The following is a 21,912-nucleotide window of genomic DNA, read 5'->3' on the forward strand; positions in this document are numbered from 1 at the left end:
ATGGCTCAGTTCGATGTCTTCGAGAATCCGAACCGCAGCACCCGAGACCTCGTTCCGTACGTGCTGGACGTACAGAGTGCATTGATCGAGCAACTCGCGACCCGGCTGGTCATGCCGCTGTCGCGAGTCGGGTCAGGCGTCACGCACCTCCCGGGCAACCTCTGCCCCATGGTCGAGGTCCGTGGTGAACGCCTGGTGCTGATGCCCCACCTGGCCGCCCCCATACCGCTGCGCTTGTTGAGGGAACCGGTCGCCGGCTTCTCACACCTTGCAAGCGACATCTGCGCTGCGATGGATGCGGTGCTCAGTGGCTACTAGGGAACGAGCCCCGGTGTCGCAGCCCCCACGCGACTCCTTCAAAGTCCCCGAATCCGTCCTGGTGGTCATCCACACGCCCGAGCTCGAGGTGTTGCTGATCAACCGGGCCGATGCGCCGGGCTTCTGGCAGTCGGTCACCGGCAGCAAGGACCACCGGGGCGAGGACCTTTCGCAGACCGCCGCGCGTGAGGTCTTCGAGGAAACCGGCATCGCCTGCGGCCCCGGCACGCTGCTGCACGCCGGCCTGCGTGACTGGGGTATCTCCAACATCTACGACATCTACCCCCGCTGGCTGCACCGCTACGCACCCGGCGTCACGCGCAACACCGAGCACGTGTTCGGCCTGTGCGTGCCGGCGGGCACGCCCGTGCTGCTGGACCCGCGCGAACACACCGCTTTCCGATGGTTACCGTGGCGCGAGGCGGCCGACGCCTGCTTCTCGCCGTCCAACGCCGAAGCCATCCTCTTGCTGCCAGAATTTCTCCGATGACCGAAGTCCTCCGGGTGGCGACCTACAACATCCACAAGGGCGTGCAGGGGATCGGGCCGGCCCGGCGGCTGGAGATCCACAACCTGGGCCATGCCATCGAGCAGCTCGATGCCGACGTGGTGTGCCTGCAGGAAGTGCGGCGGCTGCACCGCGCCCATGCCCGCTACTTCAAGCGCTGGCCCGAACTGCCGCAAGCCGAGTTCCTGTGCCCCGAGGGCTACCAGGCCGTCTACCAGACCAATGCCGTCACGCGGCACGGCGAGCATGGCAACGCGCTGCTTTCGCGCTGGCCGGTGGTCTCGCACGGGCACGAGGACATGTCGGACCACCGCTTCGAGCAGCGCGGCCTGCTGCACGTCTGCCTGCAGATCGCCGATCGCCCGGTGCACGTGGTGGTGGTGCACCTGGGGCTGATCGCCGCCAGCCGGGTGCGGCAGGTGGACCAGCTGTCGCAGTTCATCGAGCGCGAGGTGCCCCGCGGCGAGCCGCTGCTGGTGGCCGGCGACTTCAACGACTGGGGCGCCAAGCTGCGCCAGCCGATGAAGGCGCTGGGCCTGCGCGACTGCGACTGGCAGCGCGCGCTGACCTACCCGTCGCGCCTGCCCCTGACCCAGCTCGACTACGTGTATGCCCGCGGCCTGAAGCCGCTGAACCTGATGATCCCGCGTGGACGCATCTGGTGGCGCATGTCCGACCACCTGCCGCTGGTCGCGGAATTCGCGTTCTGAGGCCCGCACGTGTCGCTGCGTCTGCCCACCCTGCGAGCTGGACACGAGCTGCAACTGCTCGAAGGCAGCGCGGAGCTGTTCCCGGCGCTGGTGCGGGCGCTGGATGCGGCGAGCCACGAGGTCTGGCTGGAGACCTACATCTGGGACTTCACCGGCACCAGCGTCGCGGTCACCGAGGCGCTGGAGCGCGCGGCGCGGCGCGGCGTCACGGTGCGCGTGCTGGTCGACGGCTTCGGCACGTCCGAGGTGCCGCCCGAGTGGCGCGAGCGCCTGGAGCGGGCCGGCGTGCAGTGGCAGTTCTACGCGCCCATCGGCAGCATGGGGGTGCTGTGGCCGGGCAGCTGGCGGAGGCTGCACCGCAAGCTGTGCGCGGTGGATGCCGAGCTGGCGTTCTGCGGCGGCATCAACCTGCTGGACGACTGGCACGACCCCAACCACGGCGCGCTCGACTCGCCGCGGCTGGATTTCGCGGTCCAGGTGCGCGGGCCGGTCGCGCGTGACGTGCGGCACGCGATGGCGCAGCTGTGGCACCGGCTGCGCGCCGTGCGCCAGCTCGACCCCGGCGCGCTGGCCGAGAGCCTGCCGCCCCCGGCACCCCTCGCGCCCCGGCCCGGCGCCGAGCCGGCGGGCCGGGCCCGCGTCGCGCTCCTGCTGCGCGACAACGTGCGGCACCGCCGGCACATCGAGAAGGCCTACCTGCGCGCCATCGGGCGGGCCCAGGAGGAGGTGCTGATCGCCAACGCCTACTTCGTGCCGGGAGGGCGGCTGCGGCGGGCGCTGGTGCGGGCGGCGCGGCGCGGCGTGCGGGTGGTGCTGCTGCTGCAGGGCCGCTACGAGTACTTCATGCAGTACTACGCCTCGCGCCCGGTCTACGACGCGCTGCTCAAGGCCGGCGTGGAGATCCATGAATATTCACCGAGTTTCCTGCATGCCAAGGTGGCGGTGGTCGACCGGCGCATCGCCACGGTGGGCTCGTCCAACCTCGATCCGCTCAGCCTGCTGCTGGCGCGCGAGGCCAACCTCATGGTGGACGACGCGGCCTTTGCCAGCGCCTTGCGAACCCGCCTGCTGCACGCCATCGCGCACCAGGGCCGGGTGATGGACCCCGAGCAGTACGCCCGCCGGCCCTGGCGCGGGCGGGTGCTGGAGTACCTCGCCCTCGGCGTGATGCGCCTGGCCCTGCTGGTGCAGGGCAAGAAGTACCTGTGACCGAACGGGAAGATCTGCTGGTGCCCCGGCCCGAGGGCCTGTACTGCCCGGCCGGCGACTTCCACATCGATCCCTGGCGGCCGGTGGCGCGCGCCGTCATCACCCACGCGCATGGCGACCATGCCCGCCAGGGCCATGGCCACTACCTCGCGGCGGCGCCGTCCGAGGGCGTGCTGCGCGCGCGCCTGGGCGAGATCGACCTGATGGCGCTGGCCTACGGCGAGCGCATCCAGCACCACGGCGTCACGGTCTCGCTGCACCCCGCGGGCCATGTGCTGGGCTCGGCGCAAGTGCGCATCGAGCACGGCGGCCGGATCTGGGTGGTCAGCGGCGACTACAAGGTGGCGCCCGATCCCACCTGCGAGCCGTTCGAGCCGGTGCGCTGCGACGTCTTCATCACCGAATCCACCTTCGGCCTGCCGATCTACCGCTGGGCGCCCGACGCCGAGCTGTTCGCCGAGATCAACGGCTGGTGGGCGCAGAACGCGGCTGTCGGCCGGGCCAGCGTGATCGCCTGCTACAGCTTCGGCAAGGCGCAGCGCATCCTGAGCGGGGTGGACCCGTCCATCGGCGCCATCGTGGTCCATGGGGCGGTGCAGCCGCTGAACCGCGCCTACCGCGACGCCGGCGTGGCCCTGCGCGAGACCCGGCTGGTGACCGAGATCGCCGATCGCGCCGAGCTGCGCCGCGCGCTGGTGCTGTGCCCGCCGAGCGCCACCGCCAGCACCTGGCTGCGCCGGTTCGGCGACAGCCGTGTCGCCTTCGCCAGCGGCTGGATGCAGCTGCGCGGCGCGCGCCGGCGTGGCGGCTACGACCGTGGCTTCGTGCTCTCGGACCACGCCGACTGGCCCGGGTTGCAGCAGGCCATCGCCGCGACCGGCGCGCCGCGCGTGATCGTCACGCACGGCAACACCGCGCCGCTGGTGCGCCACCTGTGCGAGCAGGGCCTGCAGGCGCAGGCGCTGGCCACGGAGTGGGGCGACGAGCGCCTGGAGAACGAAGAACCAACTGTGGAGGGCCCATGACCTATCTCGCGCTGAAATACCTCCACCTGGTCGGCGCGTCCGTGCTGTTCGGCACCGGCATGGGCATCGCCTTCTTCGCCTGGTTCGGCTATCGGCGCGCTTTGCGCGACGACAACCTGGGCCTGCTGCAGGGGGTGCTGTCACTCACCGTCACGGCCGACACCGTGTTCACCGCCGTCGCGGCGGCCGTGCAGCCGGTGACGGGTGCGCTGCTCTGGCACCTGGCCGGCGGCAGCTGGACCAGCCCCTGGATCGCCTGGGTGGCGGCGGTATACGTCTTCGTCGGCGTGTGCTGGCTGCCGGTGGTGGCGCTGCAAATCCGCTTGCGCAACGCGGCCCGCGCGGCCACGTCCATCGCCGGGCTCGACCCGCGCTTTCACCGCTGGTTCGGCATCTGGTTCGCCCTGGGCTGGCCCGCCTTCGCCGGCGTGCTGGTGCTGTTCGCCCTCATGCTCGGGCGTGGCTGGCTGGCATGAGGCTGTTCGCCCGCCTGTTCGCCGAGCTCGACGCCACCACGTCGACCACGGCCAAGGTGGAGGCGTTGCAGCGCTACTTCGCCCAGGCCGAACCGCGCGACGCCGCCTGGGCGGTGTACTTCCTGGCCGGCGGAAAGCCGCGGCAGGTGGCGCCCATGTCCACGCTGGCGGCGCTGGCCTGCGAAGAGGCCGGCATCGCGCCCTGGTTGTTCGACGAGTGCTACCAGGCGGTGGGGGACCTGGCCGAGACCATCGCCCACGTGCTGCCGCGTGGCGAAATGGTTTCCACCCTGGGCCTGGCCGATTGGGTGGAGCAGCGCCTGCTGCCGCTGCGCGGGCTGCCCCCGGCCGAGGTCGCCGAGCGCGTGCGCGGCTACTGGGCCGAACTCGATGCGCAGGGCCGGTTCCTGCTGGTCAAGCTGGTCGGTGGTGCCTTCCGCGTGGGGGTCAGCCGGCTGCTGGTGCAGCGCGCCCTGGCCGCCCACGCCGGCATCGACGCCAAGCTGGTGGCCCAGCGCATGATGGGCTACACCGATGGCCGCGCCATGCCCAGCGCCGGGCGCCTGCAGGCGCTGATCGCGCCGCTGGACGCGGCCGCCACCGCGCTGCAGGAGGGCCAGCCCTATCCCTTCTTCCTGGCCCACCCGCTCGATGCGCCGCCCGAGCTGTTCGCCAGCCGGCTCGGGCCGCCGTCCGACTGGCAGGTGGAGTGGAAGTACGACGGCATCCGCGGCCAGGTCATCAAGCGCGGCGGTGCGGTGTGGATCTGGTCACGCGGCGAGGACCCGGTGACCGAGCGCTTCCCCGAGATCGTCGAGCTGGCGCAGGCGCTGCCCGATGGCACGGTGCTCGATGGCGAGATCCTGGCGTGGTCGGCCGGGCAGGGGCGGCCTGCGCCCTTTGCCTTGCTGCAGCAGCGCATCGGCCGCAAGAACGTCACCCGCAAGGTGCTGGCCGATGCGCCGGTGAGCTTCATGGCCTACGACCTGCTGGAGCAAGGCGGGCAGGACTTGCGTTCCCTGCCGCAGGCCGAGCGCCGCGCCCGGCTCGAGGCGCTGCTGCAGGGGCGGCCGATCAAGCTGTCGCCGGTGGAGCGGGCCGGCTCCTGGCTCGAACTGGCGCAACGCCGCGAGCGCTCGCGCGAGCTGGGCGTGGAGGGCTTCATGCTCAAGCGCCTGGACGCCGCCTACGGCACCGGGCGCACCAAGTCGGATGGCCTGTGGTGGAAGTGGAAGGTCGAGCCCTTCAGCATCGACTGCGTGCTGGTGTACGCGCAGCCCGGCAGCGGCCGGCGCGCCTCGATCCACACCGACTACACCTTCGCCGTGTGGAACCGTGCGCCCCGGGACCGCGAGGAAGCCGATGCCGTGGTCGAGGCCGTCGCCCGGCGCGAGCCGCCACGGGCGGGTGCCTTGCAGCTGGTGGCTTTCGCCAAGGCGTATTCGGGACTGACCGACGAGGAGTTCCGGCAGGTGGATGCGCTGATCCGCCGCACCACCATCGAGAAGTTCGGGCCGGTGCGCAGCCTGCGGCCGACGCTGGTGTTCGAGCTGGGCTTCGAGGGCATCAACCGCAGCACGCGGCACAAGAGCGGAATCGCGGTGCGCTTTCCGCGCATGCTGCGGATCCGGCACGACAAGCCGCTGCACGAGGCGAATACGCTGCGGGACCTGGAGGCATTGCTGCAAGAGGGGCAGGCCGGTCCGGACCCGGCCGGGCCCAGCCCCTGAGTTCGTCGAAGGTGGGGGCGGGCCGTGGCCTGACGCTCGGGAAGGCAGGAACGGCTTCACCGCGAACCCGGCGGCTGCGCCAGCGGCATGCCCGGCTCGCGCCGGTTCACCGAATGGAACAGGCCGCGCAGCCAGCGGTTGGCCGGATCCTGCTGCATGCGCCGGTGCCAGAACTGCTGCACGTCCAGCCGTGGCGCCCGGAACGGCAGTTCGATGATCTTCAAGGGCACATGGCGCCCCACCACCGTGGCGATGTCCTCCGGCACGGTGGCGATCAGGTCGGTGCCGGGCAACAGGGCCAGCAGGCTCATGAAGTGCGACAGCTCCAGCGTCACGTGCCGGCGCCAGCCCTTGTCGGCCAGGAACCGGTCGAGCAGGTGCTCGCGCCCGTTGGGGAGCACCACGATGTGCCGCGCATCGAGGAACTGCCGCAGCGTCATGCGGGACGGCGCCTGCGCGTTGCGGGCGCAGGCGATGCAGACGTAGGAGGTCTTGAACAGCCCCTGCTGGAAGAAGCCCGCCTTGTGCAGGTCGGGGAAGAAGCCCACGGCGAGATCGGCCTCGCCCGATTCCAGCGCGGCCGCCGCCGCCTCGCGCGGCTTGGCCACCGCGCGCAGCTGCACCTGCGGGGCTTCCTGGCGCAGCTGCCGCAGCACGGGCGGCAGGAAGCTGACCTCGCCGATGTCCGGGGTGACGATGGTGAAGCACCGTTGCGCGGTGGCGGGCTCGAACGCCGCCGGGGCCAGGATTTCGGTGGAGATGGTCTCGACGACACGGCGCACGGCCGGCGCCAGTTCCTGCGCGCGCGGCGTGGGCTCCATCTGGGTGCCGGTGCGAACGAACAGCGGGTCGTCGAACAGCGCGCGCAGGCGGGCCAGGGCGGCGCTGGTCGCCGGCTGGCTCAGCCCCACGGCCTGGGCCGTGCGGTTGACGCTGCGCAGCCGCGCCATCGCATCGAAGATCACCAGAAGGTTCAGGTCGACCTGACGAATATCCATCGCATCGATTCTATGTATTCGGCCCATCATCTTTTCAATAGCAGGCCCGGTCCCTAGCATCCGAAGTCCTGGACACCCGGAGACAAGCCCTCATGCAACGCAGAGCCTTCATCGGCGCGGCCGCCCTGGCCCCGTTCGCCGCCCACCTCCCCGCCCTGGCCCAGAACGGCTGGCCGCAGCGCCCGGTGCGCTGGATCGTTTCCAGCGCCGCCGGCTCGGGCCCCGACATCCTGGCGCGCTACCTGGCCGACCAGCTGGGCCGCAAATGGCCGCAGCCGGTGATCGTGGAGAACCGCCCGGGCGGCCAGAACGTGATCGGCGCGCAGGCCGCCGCGCGCTCGGCGCCGGACGGCTACACCTACTACTTCGCCACCACCGCGGCGATGGTGACCAACGTGTTCACCTTCAAGGCGCTGCCCTACGACCCGGCCAAGGATTTCGCGCCCGTGCGCCTGGTGGGCCGCAGCCCCTTCATCATCGCCACCGCGGCCGGCAGCCCGTTCAAGTCCCTGGCCGACGTCGTGGCCCAGGCCAAGGCCAATCCGGGGCAGGTGGCCATCGCCACCGAAGGACCCAAGCAGTTCTCCGGCATGCTGGCCGACGCGGTGGCCAGCATGGCGGGCGTGAAGCTCAATCACGTGCCCTACACCAAGGCCCCCGAGGCGCTGCAGGACGTGGTGGGCGGCCGCACGCCGCTGGTGTGCCTGCCTTATGCCGGCATCAAGGCCTTCCTGGAATCGGGCCAGGTGCGCGCGCTGGCGGTGAGCACGCCGCGCCGCCTGCCCGACATGCCCAACGTGCCGGCGCTGTCGGAGACCTTCCCCGGCTTCGAGTACACCGGCTGGAACGGCCTGTTCGCGCCGGCCGGCACGCCCGCGGACATCGTGGCCCGCGTCAACCGCGACCTGGAGGCCGTGGTGCAGCAGCCCGAGGTGGCCGAGCGCATCAAGTCGCTGGGCTCGCTGCCCGAGACCCGGATGGGCGTCGCCGAGTTCGAGGCCTTCATGAAGGCCGAGCGCGAGCGCTGGGCCGGCCTGGTGAAGACGCTGGGCATCTCCGCGGAGTGAGCCTCGTGAGCCACGTCCACCCGGCGGCCTGCGGCTGCGGCATCGACGCCCATGCCCACGTGGTGCCGGAGCACTTTCCGGCCTACATCGGCTCGGCCATGCCGGCCGACTGGCCCTCGATGGCCGCGGCCTCGCAGCCCTGCCACCGGAACGTGATGATCTCGGGCAAGGTGTACCGCACCGTGTCCGACCGCTGCTGGGACGTGGGCCGCCGGCTGGCCGACCTGCCGGCCATGGGCCTGGACCTGCAGGTGGTCTCGCCCATGCCCGAGCTGCTGTCGTACTGGATGCGACCGGCCGATGGCCAGCAGCTGCAGCGCTTCCTGAACGACTCGATCGCCGCCATGGTGGCCGAGTCGGGCGGCCAGCTCGCCGGCATGGGCGCGGTGCCGCTGCAGGACGTTCAGCTGGCCATCCGCGAGCTCGAATACGTGGTGCGAAGCCTGGGCTTCGCGGCGGTGGAGGTCGGCAGCAACATCAACGGCCGCCCGATCGGCGCGCCCGAGTTCGATCCCTTCTTCGAGGCCTGCGAGGCGCTGGACGCGGCCGTGTTCGTGCACGCGATCCGCCCGGCCGGCATGGACCGCCTGCTGGGCCCGCCGGCCCTGCAGCAGGTGCTGGGCTATCCCGGTGACGTGGGCCTGGCCGCGGCCTCGGTGATCACCGGCAACCTGCTGCCGCGCCGCCCGGGCCTGCGCATCGCGTTCAGCCACGGCGGCGGCACGCTGGCCTCGCTGCTGCCGCGCCTGCAGCAGGGCTGGGACGTGTTCCCGGCGCTGAAGGAGCAGCTGCGGCAGGCGCCGCTGGAGCAGGCGCGGCGCCTGTTCTACGACACGCTGGTGTTCGACGCCGCGACGCTGTCGCACGGGGTGGCCACTTTCGGCGCGTCGCAGCTGATGATCGGCAGTGACTACCCGTTCAATTTCCATGAGCCGCGCCCGGTCGACCGCATCGCCGCGTGCGGATTCGAACCCGAGGTCGCGCGCCAGCTGGTGCGCGGCAATGCCGAGCGCTTCCTCGGCATGGCGAAGGTCTGAACACCTTCCGAGCACCTGAGAGACGACCACCATGAGTTCACCCTGGATCGAGGCGCTGCGCAGCGTCTCCCTCAACGTCCCCGACCTGGCCCAGGCCGAGTCTTTCTACACCGAGGTGTGGCACCTGGCCGTGGCCCATCGCACGCCCGATGCGCTGTACCTGCGCGCGAGCGGCAGCGACCACCATGTGCTGGCGCTGCACCGGTGCAGCGCCGAGGTGCCGCAGATCCGCCACGTGACGCTGCGTGCGCGCAGCGCCCAGGCGCTCGAGGCCATCGGGGAGCACACGCGGCGCGCCGGTGGCCGCATCGTGCAGGCCATCGGCCCGGTGCCGGACGATCCCGCCGGCGGCACCGGCCTGCTGCTGCGCGATCCGCACGGCCGCCTGTTCCAGGTGGTGCATGGCGATGCCCGGCGCGAGGCCGATCCGCCCCGGCGCGACCACCCGGTGCGCCTGACCCACGTGGTCTTGAACAGCCACGCGGTGGACGACACGCAGCGCTTCCTGACCGAGGCACTGGGCTTTCGCCTGGCCGACCGCACCGTGGCCATCGCCTTCATGAACTGCAACGCCGACCACCACTCGGTGGCGGTGGGCGTGTCCGACAACGATGCGCTCAACCACATCGCCTTCCTGATGCCCGACGCCGACTCGGTGATGCGTGGCGGCGGGCGCATGCGCGACGCGGGCTTTCCGATCCAGTGGGGCCCGGGCCGGCACGGCCCGGGCGACAACCTCTTCAACTACTTCATCGACCCGTTCGGCCTGGTCATCGAATACACCGCCGAGGTGCAGCAGATCGACGAGAGCTACGTCACCCGCGGCCCCGACGAATGGAAGTGGCCGCCGGGTCGCATCGACCAGTGGGGGATCTCGCCGCCACCGGGGGCGTCGCTCAAGGAGGCGCAGCGGCGGGTGACCTTCGTGCCGAGCTGAAGCCCGCTTTCTTCACCGTTCATCCATCGCGCGGCGCGGCGCCCGGTCCGGTGCGCGCGCCTCCCTTGTTCCACATCCCTTCGCAGACCATGAAATTCACCACCTACCTGCGCAACCAGACGCCCCGCCTGGCCGTGGTCGACGGCGACCAGCTGATCGACCTGCACGATGCCGACCCCCAGGTCCCCCCTGACCTGCGCGCCGCGCTCGAGGCCGGCGTGGACCTGGCGGCCGCCGCCCGCCAGGCCATCGGCGGTTCGTCCGCGCGCATGCCCCTGGCCCGCGTGAAGCTGGCGCCGCTGGTGCCCGAGCCGGGCAAGATCGTGTGCCTGGGACTGAACTACTTCGACCATGCCAAGGAAGGCGGACGGGACAAGCCCGAGTACCCCTGGTTCTTCTTCCGTGGCGCGAGCTCGCTGATCGCCCATGGCGACGCGGGCGTGGTGCCCCGCGTGTCCTCCAGGTTCGACTACGAGGCCGAGCTGGCGCTGGTGATCGGCCGCCGCGTGCCGCGCCACACCCGCCGTGCCGACGCCCTGCCTTACGTCTTCGGCTACAGCTGCTTCAACGACATGAGCGTGCGCGACTACCAGAAGCGCACGCCGCAGTGGACCATCGGCAAGAACTTCGACGCCACCGGCGGCTTCGGCCCGGTGCTGGTCAGCGCCGACGAACTGCCCGAGGGCGCCAAGGGCCTGCGCATCCAGGGCCGCCTCAACGGCCAGGTGATGCAGGACGCCGACACCTCCGACATGATCTTCGACGTGGCCGAGACCATCGAGCTGCTGGCCGACGTGCTGACGCTGGAGCCCGGCGACGTGATCGTGATGGGCACGCCCGCCGGGGTGGGCCAGGCGCGCACGCCGCCCGTGTGGATGAAACCCGGCGATCGCTTCGAGGTGGAGATCGACCGCATCGGCACCCTGGTCAACCCCATCGAGGCGGAGCAGTCGTGAACGCCTATGACGTGGCCATCGTCGGCTACGGCCCGGCCGGTGTGGTCGCGGCCGCCCTGCTGGGCCAGGTGGGCCTGTCCGTCTATGCCTGCGACCGGCTGCCCGGCGTGTACGAGATCCCGCGCGCCATCGCGCTGGACCACGAGATCATGCGGGTGTTCCAGCAGCTCGGCGTGGTCGAGGCGATCGAGCCGTACACCGAACCGTTCACGCCCTCCGAGTACTTCGGCGTCGATGGCCAGTTGATCCGGCGCATGACCATGGTCGAGCCGCCCTATCCGCAGGGCTACACGCCGTCCATCGTGTTCACCCAGCCGCCGGTCGAACGCGTGCTGCGGGCACGGGTCGCGCAGATGCCGAACGTCACCGTGGGCCTGGGCGTGGAGATGCGCGAGATCTCGCCCGATGCCGAGGGGGTGACGCTGCGGGTGGTGGACGCGTCCGGACTCGAGAAGGCCGTGCGCGCGCGTTATGCGGTCGCCTGCGACGGCGGCTCCAGCCCGGTGCGCACCCAGCTCGACATGCCGCTGGAGGACTTGGCCTTCGACGAGCCGTGGCTGGTGGTCGACGTGCGGGTCAACGAACGCGGCCTGGCCAAGCTGCCGCCGGTGAGCGTGCAGTACTGCGAGCCCGAGCGGCCCTGCACCCTGGTGATCGGGCCCGGGAACCATCGGCGCTGGGAGATCTCGCTCAAGCCGGGCGAGGACCCGAAGCAGGTCGCCACCGCCGAGGAAACCTGGAAGCTGCTCTCGCGCTGGCTCACCCCCGAGGACGGTGAGCTGTGGCGGCAGGCGAGCTACCGCTTCCATGCCCTGGTCGCCGCGCAGTGGCGCAAGGGGCGCGTGTTCCTGGCCGGCGACGCCGCGCACATGCAGCCGCCGTTCCTGGGGCAGGGCATGTGCCAGGGCATCCGCGACGTCACCAACCTGGGCTGGAAGCTCGCGGCCGTGCTCAAGGGCGAGGTGCGGGGCGCCGCTGCCGAGGCGCTGCTGGACAGCTACGGCATCGAGCGCAAGGCCCATGTGCGCGAGCTCACCAGCCGCATCAAGGCCGTGGGCGCGGTGATCTGCGAGCGTGACCCGGCGAAGGCGCGCGAGCGTGATGCCCGCCTGCTGGCCGAGAGTGGCGGCGTGGTGCGCGACACCCCGCGCCAGGACATCCTGCCGCGCCTCGAGGAGGGGCTGCTGTCGCCGCAGGCGCATCCGGCCCGCGGCAGCCTGTTCCCGCAGCCCTGGCTGCAGTCAGGCGGGCGGCGCGTGCGCATGGACGAGCTGCTGGGCAACGGCTGGCGGCTGGTGCTGGCCTGCGGCACCGGGCATGTCGCAGGGTCGGCCTGGCCTGGGCTCGGCGTGCTGTCGCTGAGCGCGGTGCCCGAGTGCGACGGGGTGGCGGCCCAGTGGTTCCAGCGGCATGGCTGCGTGGCGGCGCTGGTGCGGCCCGACAACTATGTGTGGGGCGTGGCGCAGAATGCGGCGGCGGTCGACCCGCTGCTTCAGCAGGCCGCCGGCGCACTGGGCCTGCCGCTCGAAATGGCCGCTTGAAACGATGGAGACCCGAAGATGACTGCCCCATTCACCCTCTTCCACGGCGTCGGTGCCTGTTCCCGCACCCAGCTGATCCTGCTGGAACAGGCTGGCGCCGACTACGAGCTGCGCGTGCTGCGCATGCACGAGGGCGAACACAAGACCGAGGAGTACCTGCGCCTGAACCCCAAGGGCAAGGTGCCGCTGCTGGTCCACGAAGGCCGTCCGCTGACCGAGAACGTGGCGATCGCGACCTACCTGGCGCGGCTCTTCCCGCAGGCCCAGCTGATGCCGGCCGTCGAGGACGCCTGGGCGTGGTCGCAGGCGGTGAGCTGGCTGTCCTATGTGGCCACCGGCCTGCATCCCACCATCGGCCGCGCCCGCCTGCCCATGAAATTCGCCGACGGCGAGGAAGCCCAGGCGAGCGTGAAAGCCCGTGGGCTGGCCGATCTGTACGACCTGCTGAAGGTCGCGGACGACCGCCTGCGCACCCAGCCCTGGCTGGCTGCCGGGCACTTCACCGCGCCCGACGCCTACCTGTTCTGGGCCACCGGCCGCAGCGTGGATTGCGGTGTCGACCTGTCCCGGGTGCCGGCCGTGCAGGCGCACCACAAGCGCGTGGCCGAGATGCCGGCGACCATGCGCGCGCTCGACAAGGAAGCGAAAGCGGCCGGCTGAGGCCGCGGTCGGATCCTGCGGGTTTTTCCGGATCTGGCGGCTGTCGATCCGGGGCACCGTCGCTCGTCGTGTGGACAAGCGATCCTGCTTGTCCACGCTGGGAGAACCCATGACCCAGACCGTCCGCTTCCACCGCGTCCTGCGCTGTCCGCCCGAGCGGCTCTACCGCGCCTTCATCGACCCGGCTGCCTTCGCCCGCTGGCTGCCGCCCTTCGGCTTCACCGGCCAGGTGCACCAGATGGAGCCGGTGGTGGGCGGCGCCTGGCGCATGTCCTTCACCAACTTCTCCACCGGCCACAGCCACTCGTTCGGCGGCACCTACCTGGCGCTTGACCCCGGCCGGCGCGTCGCCTACGACGCGGCCTTCGACGACCCGAACCTGCCGGGCCGGATGACCACCACGGTGACGATGCGGGCCGTGTCCTGTGGCACCGACCTGCAGATCGTGCAGGACGGCATTCCGCAGGTGATTCCGGCCGAAATGTGTGACCTGGGCTGGCAGGAGTCGCTCACCGCGCTGGCCCAGCTGGTCGAGCCGGACATCCCCGACGAGTAAAGCCACGCCGCCATGACCGTCGACCCGCCGATCCGTCTGGGCCGCGCGGCCGACGCGGCGGCCATCGCCGCGTTGTCACGCGAGCTGATCGAGGAGGGGCTGCCCTGGACGTGGCAGCCCGCGCGCGTGCTGCGGGCCCTGCAGCACCCGGAGACGAATGTCGCGGTCGTGGACGCGGGCGACGAGCTGGTCGGCTTCGGGATCATGGAGTACCTGGACACCGACGCCTATCTGGTGCTGCTGGCCGTGCGCCGCAGCGACCAGCGCAAGGGGCGGGGCAGTGCGCTGCTTCGCTGGCTCGAGACCGCCGCTCGCGCCGCGGGTGCCGAGCGGGTGCGACTGGATGCGCGCCGTGACAACGCCGCTGCGCGGAGTTTCTACAACGAGCACGGCTATCACGAAATTGCGATCCAGGAGGGCGGCTACCACGGGGCGGTGGACCGGATCCGCCTGGAGAAGTGGCTTCGCGCCTGAGCCGCCGGTGCGAACCGGATCATCGCCAGCGGCTCAACCTCATCCCCCCGACCCTGGCGCCCCTGCCACCCCGAACACCCGCTGGTGGATCGCCGACACCCGCGAATAGAAGCGAGGCAGCGAGAACTGCTGCAGGTACATTGCCCGACCCTCGCGCTCCAGCTGCTGTCGGAAGGCGGGGTCCCCCAGCACCCGGGCCAGTCCGGCTGCGATGCTGTCGGGCTGGCCCGGCTGCACGAAGCACGCATCGCGCCCGTCGGTCAACACGTGCGGTACCTCGCCCACCGGCGTGCAGACCACCGCCACGCCCTGCGCCAGTGCTTCGAGAATGGCCAGGGGCAGGCCTTCGTCGTACGAGGGCAGCACCAGCACGTCGGCCAGGGCCAGCAGCCGGGCGACCTGGGCCTGGTCGGCCCAACCCGTGAAGCGCACGCGCTCGGCCAGCCCGAGTCCGTCGGCCAGGCGGCGGTAGCCCTCGACGTCACCTCCGCCGGCAAAGGTGGCGGTGAAGCGCAGGCCGGCCATCTCAGGCCGGGCGAGCGCGCGCAGCAGGTCCGACACGCCCTTGCGCTCGGACAGGTTGCCCACGAACAGGATGCGGTTCAGGCCGTCGGGCTCGCGGCGCGCCAGGCGCGGCTCGGGCACGCCGTTGATCACCACCTCGACGCGTTCGGCCGGCACGCCCAGCTCGCGTGTCACGAACTCGGCCGAGGCGGGACCCAGCACCACGCAGCTTTGCGGCAGCGAAAACATCCAGCGCAGCAGGGCCTTGGCCGGGCGCGGCAGCTTGCGCCAGCCGTGGTGCAGCTGCGCCGCATGGACGTGCAGCACCACCGGCAGGCCCAGCGCGCGGCAGGCAGCCACCAGGATGCCCTTGCGCACCAGGCTCAGTCGCTCGGCCACGTTCAGGTGCACGCCCGCCAGCCGGCCGCTCAGTCGGCCCCGCACCAGCTTGCCCACCGCGCCCAGCGTGGTCAGCAACGAAGTGGCCGCCCCGCCGCTGCCGCGCGTTTCCAGCGCGCGCAGCTCGGCGCCGTCGCCGGTCGATGGCTGGCCCTGCGCCTGCACCAGGTAGTCGATCACGCGGTACATGCCGCCGCCCATGGGCGTGCAGGGGCCGCCGATGTAGATGAAGCGCTGTTGCGTCGCCGAACCCGAGGGCGCATCGGCCGGCGCGAGAGCCGCGGACTTGGGGGAGAGGGTGGGGCGCAGGGGCGTTTCGGATGACATCGATTCGGGGGTGGCGGTCGATCAGGAACGATAGGCCGAGGGCGGCCGGGGCGGCGTGGGGAAGCGGCGCAGCGCGCCGGCGGCGCCGTTGCCGAAAGGCTCGGCCGGCTCGCGCAGCACGCGGCTGGCAATCGGCTGCTGGGTCGCCTTGCGCGGGTGCAGCAGCCCGCGCACCAGACCCGCCGTGTTGAAGCACCACGAGACGACGGCGTACACGCCGCGTTGCAGCGAGCGCTTGCGCAGTGCCATCGCGGCCACCGGCGCCAGCGCCATTCCCAGCAGGGCCAGCACCCGCCAGGCCACCGGCAGCGGCCACAGCGGCACGCTGAGCAACACGGCCCACCACAGCAGCACGCCGAGGTACAGGCGCAGCTCCCGCTGGCCACGCCAGACCAGGCGCAGCCAGGGCTGCCCCAGCGACGAGCGCAGCAACTCTCCGACGCCGCAGACGTAGCCGCTGCGCCAACGCCGCATCAGCAGGCGGTAGGGCGGTGCGTCATGCCCCACGTGCGACACGGCGCTGATCGGCAGGCGCCACAGCTTCCAGCCGCGTGCGCGCAGGCGCACCGCCAGGTCGAACTCTTCGTAGCTGTGCAGGTTGCGATCCGAGAAATAGCCGGCCTCCTGGATCGCGCAGCGTCGGTAGAGCCCGCCGCCGTCGAGTCGGTCCACCGGGCCCGGCGCGCGGTGCGCCTCGTGCTTTTCGCGGCGCGCTCGCTCGCTGTACTCCAGGCTGTCGAGGTTGCGCTCGACCACGCGGCCGCCCACGCCGGCCACCTCGGGGTGCTGTGCCAGGAAGGCCAGGGCACGCTCCAGGAAACCGGCCTGCAGCTCCATGTCGCCGTCCATCAGGTAGACGTACTCGCCCAGCGAGTGCTGGTAACCCAGCTGCGGCCCGACCCCGCAACAGCGCTCCTGCGGGTGTGCGAGCTGCACGATGCGGATGGGGTAGCGCAAGGCGATCTCCACCGTGCGATCGGTGGAGCACGAGTCGGCCAGCACCACCTCGCCGCCGATGCCCTGCACCGCGCGCAGCGAGCTTTCGATGGCCAGCGCGATGCGCGCCTCCTCGTTGAGGGCCTTGATGATCACGGTGATGCGGGCCGGGCCCGGCCGCACGTTGGAAGAATCTGCTGGGTTCATTGCGCGGGCTCCTGGGCGTAATCGTCGGCGCTGCGCACGCGCCAGCGCTGCCACCGCTCGGCCACTCCGACGGGCATGAACAGGGCCATGCCGAAGGTCAGCAGCCAGCGGCGCGTGAACATGAAGCGGCGCGCTTGCATCAGGTACCAGAGAGCTTCGAGCCGCTTGTTTTCCGAAAGTGCCTCGCGGGCCATCGTCACCTGCAGCTGGGCCACGAACCACAGCGCCGAGCGGCGGTAGCGCGCGGGGATGGTGCCGTCGAGCGCGTCGCGTTTCATGCGCAGCAGGAACGGCGGGTTGCGCGGCTCGCGCACCCGGCGGGTCAGGCTGCCGGGCACCTCGTGCCGCACGGTGACGTAGGGCGCGTTGACGACGGCGACCCCGGTCAGGTCGGACAGCCGGAACCACATGTCCAGGTCCTCGCCCCAGGCCTCGCCTTGCACGAAGCGTGTCTGCATGGAACGCAGCAGCTGGGTGCGCACGGCGACGCTGCTGCTGCACAGGGGCAGGTTCTTCATCCAGCGCCGGCGCAGGTCATCGATCAGCTCGATCTCGCAGAACGCTTCGGGCACGGCCCAGGGTTCGAAGGGCTCGCCGCGGTTTTCGTAGACGTATCGCACGCGCGAGCCGAGCACGCCGGCTTCGGGGCAGGTGCGGTGGGCGCGCGCCAGCGCAGCCAGGAACTCGGGGTGCCAGGCATCGTCGGCGTCCAGGAAGGCGACCCAGTCGCCGCGCGCGGCGTCGATGCCACGGTTGCGCGCGGCCGAGACACCGCCGTTGGGCTGGCGCAGCAGCTTGACGCGCGGATCACTTAGGGCCTCCACCAGGGCGGGGCCGGCATCGGTCGAGCCGTCGTCGACGACGATCACTTCCAGGGGCGGCAAGGTCTGCGCCAGCACCGATCCGATGGTGGTCTCGATGAAGCGGGCCTTGTTGTAAAGGGGGATGACGACAGAAAACAGCATGGTCATTCAGGCGACTCCGTAGCGCATCGCTTGCGGCCGCGGCTCGGTCCGGCGCTGGGCGCTGGCCGCGGCAAGGGTGGTGATGAGAAGCAGGTGCGTGACCAGCTCGGTGCCGTAGCCCTTGAGGGACAGCGGCACCTCGCTGACCGAGCGCAGGGCCACGGCGAGGAACAGGGCGAGCGACAGGCCACCGCTGGCGCGGGCGCCGCGCAGGGCCAGCCCGAACAGCACGGCGGCGTAGATCACCAGGGCACTGGCGCCGATGGCGCCGGAGCGGGCGAGGTCGTCCAGGAACTGGTTGTGGGCGTGGGTCGCGTGCGGCAGGTTGATCGCCGCGCGATAGGCCGAGTCGAACAGGGTCAGGCCGTAGCCGAACACCGGGTTGCGCTGCCATTCCTCCACGGCGATGACCCAGATGCGGTCGCGGCCGGTGAGGCTCATGAGCTGGGCGGCCTCGCGGGTGTCGGCCAGTTCGCTGGCGCGGCCGAAGGCGTCGCCCACCAGCACCCAGGTGGCCAGGCCCGCCACCCCGACCACCAGGCCCAGCAGCACCAGCACGCCGAAGCCACCCTGGCGCGGGTCGCTCATGCGCCGCCACAGGCGGGGACCGCCGCGCACGGCCAGCAGCAGCAGCGCGCAGGCGATGAACGAGGCCCAGGCGGTCTTGGACTGCGCGAGGTAAAGCACCGCCAGGCCCAGCACCCAGGCGGCGCGCTGCAGCCAGCGCCGCTGGTAGGGCATGCACCACAGCACCAGCAGCGCCACCTGGGCCAGCATGCCCTGGGTCACCGGGTGGGCGGTCAGGCCGCCGAAGCGGGGCAGACCCGGGATCAGGCCCTGCGAGTAGTAGACGTCCATCACCAGCCCGGGCTTGAACGGCGCCACCAGCACGCCGGCGAGCATCAGCAGGAACAGCGCGTCGCGGGCCGAGCGCAGGATGCGCTGCCACTCGGCCGGGCCCACCAGGCAGGCGGCCACGCCGACGAACAGCGAGTACATGTACTCGTGGCCGATGAGCGGATTGGCGCCGAACAGCGCCGGCGAGGCGACGGTGCAGACCCAGTACAGCACGAAGGCGATCAGCAGCGTGGCCGATGGCGTGGGCCGCCTGAGCGCGAAGTGGTTGGCGATCTGCTCGACCGAGGCCACCAGCAGCAGCACCGAGACCGAGCGCTGCGCGATCGTCATCAGCGGATGGCGGGTCGATTCGCCCGTCTGCAGCAGCTGCAGGTACTGCTGGCTCAAGTCGCGTCCGCTCAGGAACATCTCCAGGGCGGCCAGGAAGATCATGGCCGGGAAGATCCAGTGCAGCATCCCCGTGCCGGCTTTCTTGCGCATCATGCTTCGCTTCCTTTGGCGACGGGCGGCACGCCGGCTGGAGCCGCGGCACGGACGAAGGGCAGCAGGCGCGACAGCGCCAGCCGGGCCTGCTCACCCAGCAGGTGGGGCAGGCCCCAGACGACGATGGCCATCGCGGCCAGGGCGGCCAGGGTGCCGGCCGCCAGCGACACCGCCGGCAGGCCCAGCGGCTCCACCAGCGCCTGCGCCGCGCGGGTGGCGACGCCGCACCACAGGGCCAGCAGGCCACCGCGCAGCAGCAGCGGCAGCAGCACCGACCCGCTCATGCCCAGGGCGCGCAGGCCCGCCGCCACGATCAGGCCGGCGCGCAGGTAGATCACGACCGCCGACACCAGCACCGCCCCGCGCAGCCCGTGCGGCGTGATCCACCACCAGGCCGGCAGCGCCAGGGCCAGCAGCGGCAGTTGCAGCAGCGCTTCCTGGTGCTTGCGCCCGGTGTTCCAGAGCACCGGGGTCGACAGGCCCCAGCCGGTCCAGGCCGGCAGGCACAGGAACATCACCGCGAGCACCCAGCCGGCCTCGTTCCAAGCCGAGCCGTAGAGCAGGTCCACCAGGTCGGGCGCGACCAGCGACATGCTCACGGCGGCCGGCAACACCAGCACCAGCACGCAGCCCAGCACCAGCATCCAGGCCTGCGCCAGCCGCTGCGGCTCGGCGGACAGCTTCGCGCCCGAGGCGAGGAAGGTGGGCTGCACGGCGTTGACCAGCAGCGAGTGCGGGATCTGCGCGAAGTTGTAGGCGAGCGTGAACAGGCCGGCCGCGTGGGCGTTGAGCAGGCGGCCGATGATGATCCGGTCCAGGTTGCCCAGCACCCAGTTCACGACGTTGGTGTAGAAGACCGTGCGGCCGGTATCCAGGGCCTGCCCGCCGGTGGCGTGGCGCCACAGCGGCCGGACCGGGTGGCGCCGCGCGCCGTAGGTGCCCACCAGCAGCACGGCGGCCTGCACCACGGCGGCCATCGCCAGCGATTGCGCGCCCCAGCCCGCCAGGGCCAGGGGCAGGCCCACGGCCAGGTAGCCCATCGCATAGCTCACCAGCTGCACCAGCCCCAGCACCCGGAAGTTCAGGTCGCGCTGCAGCAGGCAGATCGATGGCGCGCTGAGCGCCGTGAGCACGCAAGCCAGGGCCAGCCAGCGGACCATGGGCTGGACCCGTGCATCCCCGAAGAAATCGGCCAGCAGCGGGGCGCCGAAGTACATCGCGGCGGCCATGGCCGTGCCGGCCAGCGTCTGCCAGGTGAAGGCGAAGCGGACGTCGTCGTCGTCGACGTGCGGCGCGAGCATGAGATTCCAGCTGAACCCCGCCCCGGCCAGGAAGCCGGCGAAGGTCAGCACCGCGATGCCGATGCCGTAGATGCCGTAGTTGCCGGGGCCCAGCAGGCGCGCCAGCGCGACCTGCGCGCCCAGCTGCAGGACGAACCTCGCCACGGTGGTCATGGCGCTCCACTTGACGGCCTTCTCAGCCAGGCTGGCGAGGGTCGAAGCACTCATCGGCGCGCGGCACCCCAGCGTCGGACCGCGATGCCGGCCATCAGGGCCAGCCCGACCATCAGCAGGGTGTTGGAGGAGTCGTCGGCATCGGTGGTCGGTGCCGGGGGCGTCTCGGGCACCGCGCGGACCGAAGCCTGCGCGTAGAGCGACTTGCGATCGAGCACGGGGCCGTCCTGGGCGACGGTACGCCGCAGGTTGGCGGGTTCGTCGACTGCGGCGGCGACCATCGTGCGGACCGGCTGCTGCGCCTGCTGGACATGCGCCAGACCTTCGCAGGCGAAGGTCGTGCTGCAGCAAAGGCAGATCAGGGTCGCGGCGAGGGCTTGATTCATCGTGGCGTCCTGGGGAAGAGGTGTGCAGAAGGGATCATCTGGCCCGGCCCTTAGCTGGAGCGTCGGAAAACGCCGCCTTGGGATGGCTCTTTCAGGCTATTCGTCTGGATCGGTCCACACCGCCGCACCCCGCCGGTGCATCGCCACGGGTGGCGGATGGCCGCCGCGCGGGGTCAGGACGGCTGCCGTGCGCGCCCGCGAAGCCCGACGAAGCCGCTGGACAGCGCGGTGCCGATCAGCACCAGGGCGCCGGCCCCGAGCATCCAGGACGTGAGGCGCTCACCCAGGAAGAGCGCGCCGTAGGTGACCGCGAACACCGGGACGATGTAGGTCACGGTGAGCGCACGCGCCGGGCCGATGCGGTCGATGATGCGGAAGAACAGGGCGTAGGCCAGGCCGGTGCACAGCACGCCCAGGCCCAGCACCGCCAGCCAGGACGACGCCGAGGGCCAGTGCGCCGGCGCCAGCCACCAGGCCGGGATCGCCAGCACCAGCGTGGCTCCGACCAGGCTGGCCGCGGCCGTGACCATCGCCGGGACGCCGGTCAGGTGCACCCGGGTTGCACTGCCGGCCAGGGCATAGCAAAAGCAGCCGAGCAGCCCGGCCGCCAGGGCCCAGCCGGAGGCGGAGCCCATGCCGGTGCGCAGCGCCAGCAAGGCCATGCCCGAAAAGCCCAGCGCCAGGCCCAGCACGCGCGAGCCGTTCGGCCGGTCCTTCAGCCACACCCAGGCCACCATCGCGCCGAACAGCGGCACGGTGGCGTTCAGCAGCGAGGTGACACCGGTGTCGATGTACTGGACCGCGAACGTGAACAGCACGAAAGGGATGCCGGCATTGAGCACGCCGATCCAGCCGGCCACCCATCCGTGGCGCCGCAGCTCGGCCACCTGGCCGCGCACCACCACCACCGGCAGCAGCATCGCGGCGCCGATGGCGCAGCGCATCGCCGCGGTGGGCAGCGGGCCGAAGTCGGCCACGGCCAGGCGCGCGAACAGGAAGGAGGCGCCCCAGAGCGCCGCCAGCATCAGGAACTCGGCTGCCAGCGTCAGCGGCATCGGGGGGCGACAAGAGGCACGTTGCCGCGGCTGCAATAGCTCATCGCGGGTTCACTGTTTCCATGCGTGCGTGGCCTGCAGGAGTGAAGGGGTCGCCGTCCAGGGGCACCGCGGAACCGGCTTTGCCGGGCCGCAG

The 21,912-nt window shown here is 71.4% G+C and carries 23 protein-coding genes; 15 read left to right on the plus strand and 8 right to left on the minus strand.

Annotated elements, in window-relative coordinates:
• The 7 genes from JI739_RS11615 to JI739_RS11645 are packed head-to-tail and all read left to right on the plus strand — an operon-like array spanning position 1 to position 5,976.
• The gene (locus tag JI739_RS11615; protein WP_201684055.1) at positions 1 to 318 is read left to right on the plus strand and encodes a CcdB family protein; all 318 of its coding nucleotides are present in this window, start codon (positions 1 to 3) and stop codon (positions 316 to 318) included.
• A gap of 13 nt (positions 319 to 331) precedes the next feature.
• A complete protein-coding gene (nudB, locus tag JI739_RS11620; RefSeq protein WP_435531601.1) occupies positions 332 to 808 on the plus strand; it encodes a dihydroneopterin triphosphate diphosphatase in 477 nt (158 codons plus the stop codon).
• Positions 805 to 1,536 (plus strand): endonuclease/exonuclease/phosphatase family protein, encoded by a 732-nt coding sequence (locus JI739_RS11625; protein WP_201684057.1) that lies wholly within the window; start codon positions 805 to 807, stop codon positions 1,534 to 1,536. The genes nudB and JI739_RS11625 overlap by 4 nt, the downstream gene beginning before the upstream one ends.
• Positions 1,537 to 1,545: 9 nt before the next feature.
• Positions 1,546 to 2,745: a cardiolipin synthase ClsB gene (gene clsB, locus JI739_RS11630; protein ID WP_201684058.1), complete on the plus strand. Its 1,200-nt coding sequence runs from the start codon at positions 1,546 to 1,548 to the stop codon at positions 2,743 to 2,745.
• Entirely contained in the window at positions 2,742 to 3,770 is a 1,029-nt protein-coding gene (locus tag JI739_RS11635; protein ID WP_201684059.1) for a ligase-associated DNA damage response exonuclease, read from the plus strand. The genes clsB and JI739_RS11635 overlap by 4 nt, the downstream gene beginning before the upstream one ends.
• A complete protein-coding gene (locus tag JI739_RS11640; protein WP_201684060.1) occupies positions 3,767 to 4,246 on the plus strand; it encodes a DUF2269 family protein in 480 nt (159 codons plus the stop codon). Before JI739_RS11635 ends, JI739_RS11640 begins: the two co-directional genes overlap by 4 nt.
• A complete protein-coding gene (locus JI739_RS11645; RefSeq protein ID WP_201684061.1) occupies positions 4,243 to 5,976 on the plus strand; it encodes an ATP-dependent DNA ligase in 1,734 nt (577 codons plus the stop codon). The genes JI739_RS11640 and JI739_RS11645 overlap by 4 nt, the downstream gene beginning before the upstream one ends.
• A 56-nt stretch (positions 5,977 to 6,032) precedes the next feature.
• Here JI739_RS11645 and JI739_RS11650 read toward each other — a convergent pair whose 3' ends face one another.
• Complete coding sequence (locus JI739_RS11650; protein WP_201684062.1) at positions 6,033 to 6,974, minus strand: LysR family transcriptional regulator; 942 nt, start codon at positions 6,972 to 6,974, stop codon at positions 6,033 to 6,035.
• Positions 6,975 to 7,066: 92 nt separating this feature from the next.
• On the opposite strand from JI739_RS11650, the gene JI739_RS11655 reads away from it, so the two are divergent.
• The 8 genes from JI739_RS11655 (at position 7,067) to JI739_RS11690 (ending at position 14,202) form a co-directional block, all read left to right on the plus strand.
• Positions 7,067 to 8,041 carry a Bug family tripartite tricarboxylate transporter substrate binding protein gene (locus tag JI739_RS11655; protein WP_201684063.1) on the plus strand — a complete coding sequence of 325 codons (975 nt, stop codon included), beginning with the start codon at positions 7,067 to 7,069 and terminating at the stop codon, positions 8,039 to 8,041.
• A 5-nt stretch (positions 8,042 to 8,046) separates the two neighbouring features.
• Entirely contained in the window at positions 8,047 to 9,078 is a 1,032-nt protein-coding gene (locus tag JI739_RS11660; RefSeq protein ID WP_201684064.1) for an amidohydrolase family protein, read from the plus strand.
• Between the two features lie 31 nt (positions 9,079 to 9,109).
• On the plus strand, positions 9,110 to 10,015 hold the full coding sequence (locus JI739_RS11665) for a VOC family protein (protein ID WP_201684065.1): 906 nt from the start codon (positions 9,110 to 9,112) through the stop codon (positions 10,013 to 10,015).
• Between the two features lie 89 nt (positions 10,016 to 10,104).
• Positions 10,105 to 10,971, plus strand: coding sequence for a fumarylacetoacetate hydrolase family protein (locus JI739_RS11670; protein WP_201684066.1), 867 nt, complete (start codon positions 10,105 to 10,107; stop codon positions 10,969 to 10,971).
• Entirely contained in the window at positions 10,968 to 12,512 is a 1,545-nt protein-coding gene (locus JI739_RS11675; protein WP_201684067.1) for a bifunctional 3-(3-hydroxy-phenyl)propionate/3-hydroxycinnamic acid hydroxylase, read from the plus strand. The genes JI739_RS11670 and JI739_RS11675 overlap by 4 nt, the downstream gene beginning before the upstream one ends.
• An 18-nt stretch (positions 12,513 to 12,530) precedes the next feature.
• The gene (locus JI739_RS11680; protein WP_201684068.1) at positions 12,531 to 13,172 is read left to right on the plus strand and encodes a glutathione S-transferase family protein; all 642 of its coding nucleotides are present in this window, start codon (positions 12,531 to 12,533) and stop codon (positions 13,170 to 13,172) included.
• Positions 13,173 to 13,281: 109 nt separating this feature from the next.
• Positions 13,282 to 13,728, plus strand: a complete 447-nt coding sequence (locus JI739_RS11685; RefSeq protein ID WP_201684069.1) for an SRPBCC family protein — start codon at positions 13,282 to 13,284, stop codon at positions 13,726 to 13,728.
• A 12-nt stretch (positions 13,729 to 13,740) separates the two neighbouring features.
• Entirely contained in the window at positions 13,741 to 14,202 is a 462-nt protein-coding gene (locus JI739_RS11690; RefSeq protein WP_201684070.1) for a GNAT family N-acetyltransferase, read from the plus strand.
• 39 nt (positions 14,203 to 14,241) lie between these two features.
• Here the strand turns inward: JI739_RS11690 and JI739_RS11695 are convergent, their stop codons facing one another.
• From JI739_RS11695 to JI739_RS11725, 7 genes are all read right to left on the minus strand, one after another.
• Entirely contained in the window at positions 14,242 to 15,432 is a 1,191-nt protein-coding gene (locus JI739_RS11695; protein WP_201684071.1) for a glycosyltransferase family 4 protein, read from the minus strand.
• A 21-nt stretch (positions 15,433 to 15,453) separates the two neighbouring features.
• Complete coding sequence (locus JI739_RS11700; protein ID WP_201684072.1) at positions 15,454 to 16,575, minus strand: glycosyltransferase family 2 protein; 1,122 nt, start codon at positions 16,573 to 16,575, stop codon at positions 15,454 to 15,456.
• Positions 16,572 to 17,546: a glycosyltransferase family 2 protein gene (locus JI739_RS11705; protein ID WP_290428773.1), complete on the minus strand. Its 975-nt coding sequence runs from the start codon at positions 17,544 to 17,546 to the stop codon at positions 16,572 to 16,574. The genes JI739_RS11700 and JI739_RS11705 overlap by 4 nt, the downstream gene beginning before the upstream one ends.
• Positions 17,547 to 18,881 (minus strand): O-antigen ligase family protein, encoded by a 1,335-nt coding sequence (locus tag JI739_RS11710; protein ID WP_201684073.1) that lies wholly within the window; start codon positions 18,879 to 18,881, stop codon positions 17,547 to 17,549.
• Positions 18,878 to 20,389 (minus strand): oligosaccharide flippase family protein, encoded by a 1,512-nt coding sequence (locus JI739_RS11715; RefSeq protein ID WP_201684074.1) that lies wholly within the window; start codon positions 20,387 to 20,389, stop codon positions 18,878 to 18,880. Before JI739_RS11715 ends, JI739_RS11710 begins: the two co-directional genes overlap by 4 nt.
• Positions 20,386 to 20,721 carry a hypothetical protein gene (locus tag JI739_RS11720; protein WP_201684075.1) on the minus strand — a complete coding sequence of 112 codons (336 nt, stop codon included), beginning with the start codon at positions 20,719 to 20,721 and terminating at the stop codon, positions 20,386 to 20,388. Before JI739_RS11720 ends, JI739_RS11715 begins: the two co-directional genes overlap by 4 nt.
• Positions 20,722 to 20,894: 173 nt before the next feature.
• On the minus strand, positions 20,895 to 21,776 hold the full coding sequence (locus JI739_RS11725; RefSeq protein ID WP_201684076.1) for a DMT family transporter: 882 nt from the start codon (positions 21,774 to 21,776) through the stop codon (positions 20,895 to 20,897).
• Between the last annotated feature and the right edge of the window lie 136 nt (positions 21,777 to 21,912).

This window comes from Ramlibacter aurantiacus (assembly GCF_016722895.1).
In the GTDB taxonomy this organism is placed as follows: domain Bacteria; phylum Pseudomonadota; class Gammaproteobacteria; order Burkholderiales; family Burkholderiaceae_C; genus Ramlibacter; species Ramlibacter aurantiacus.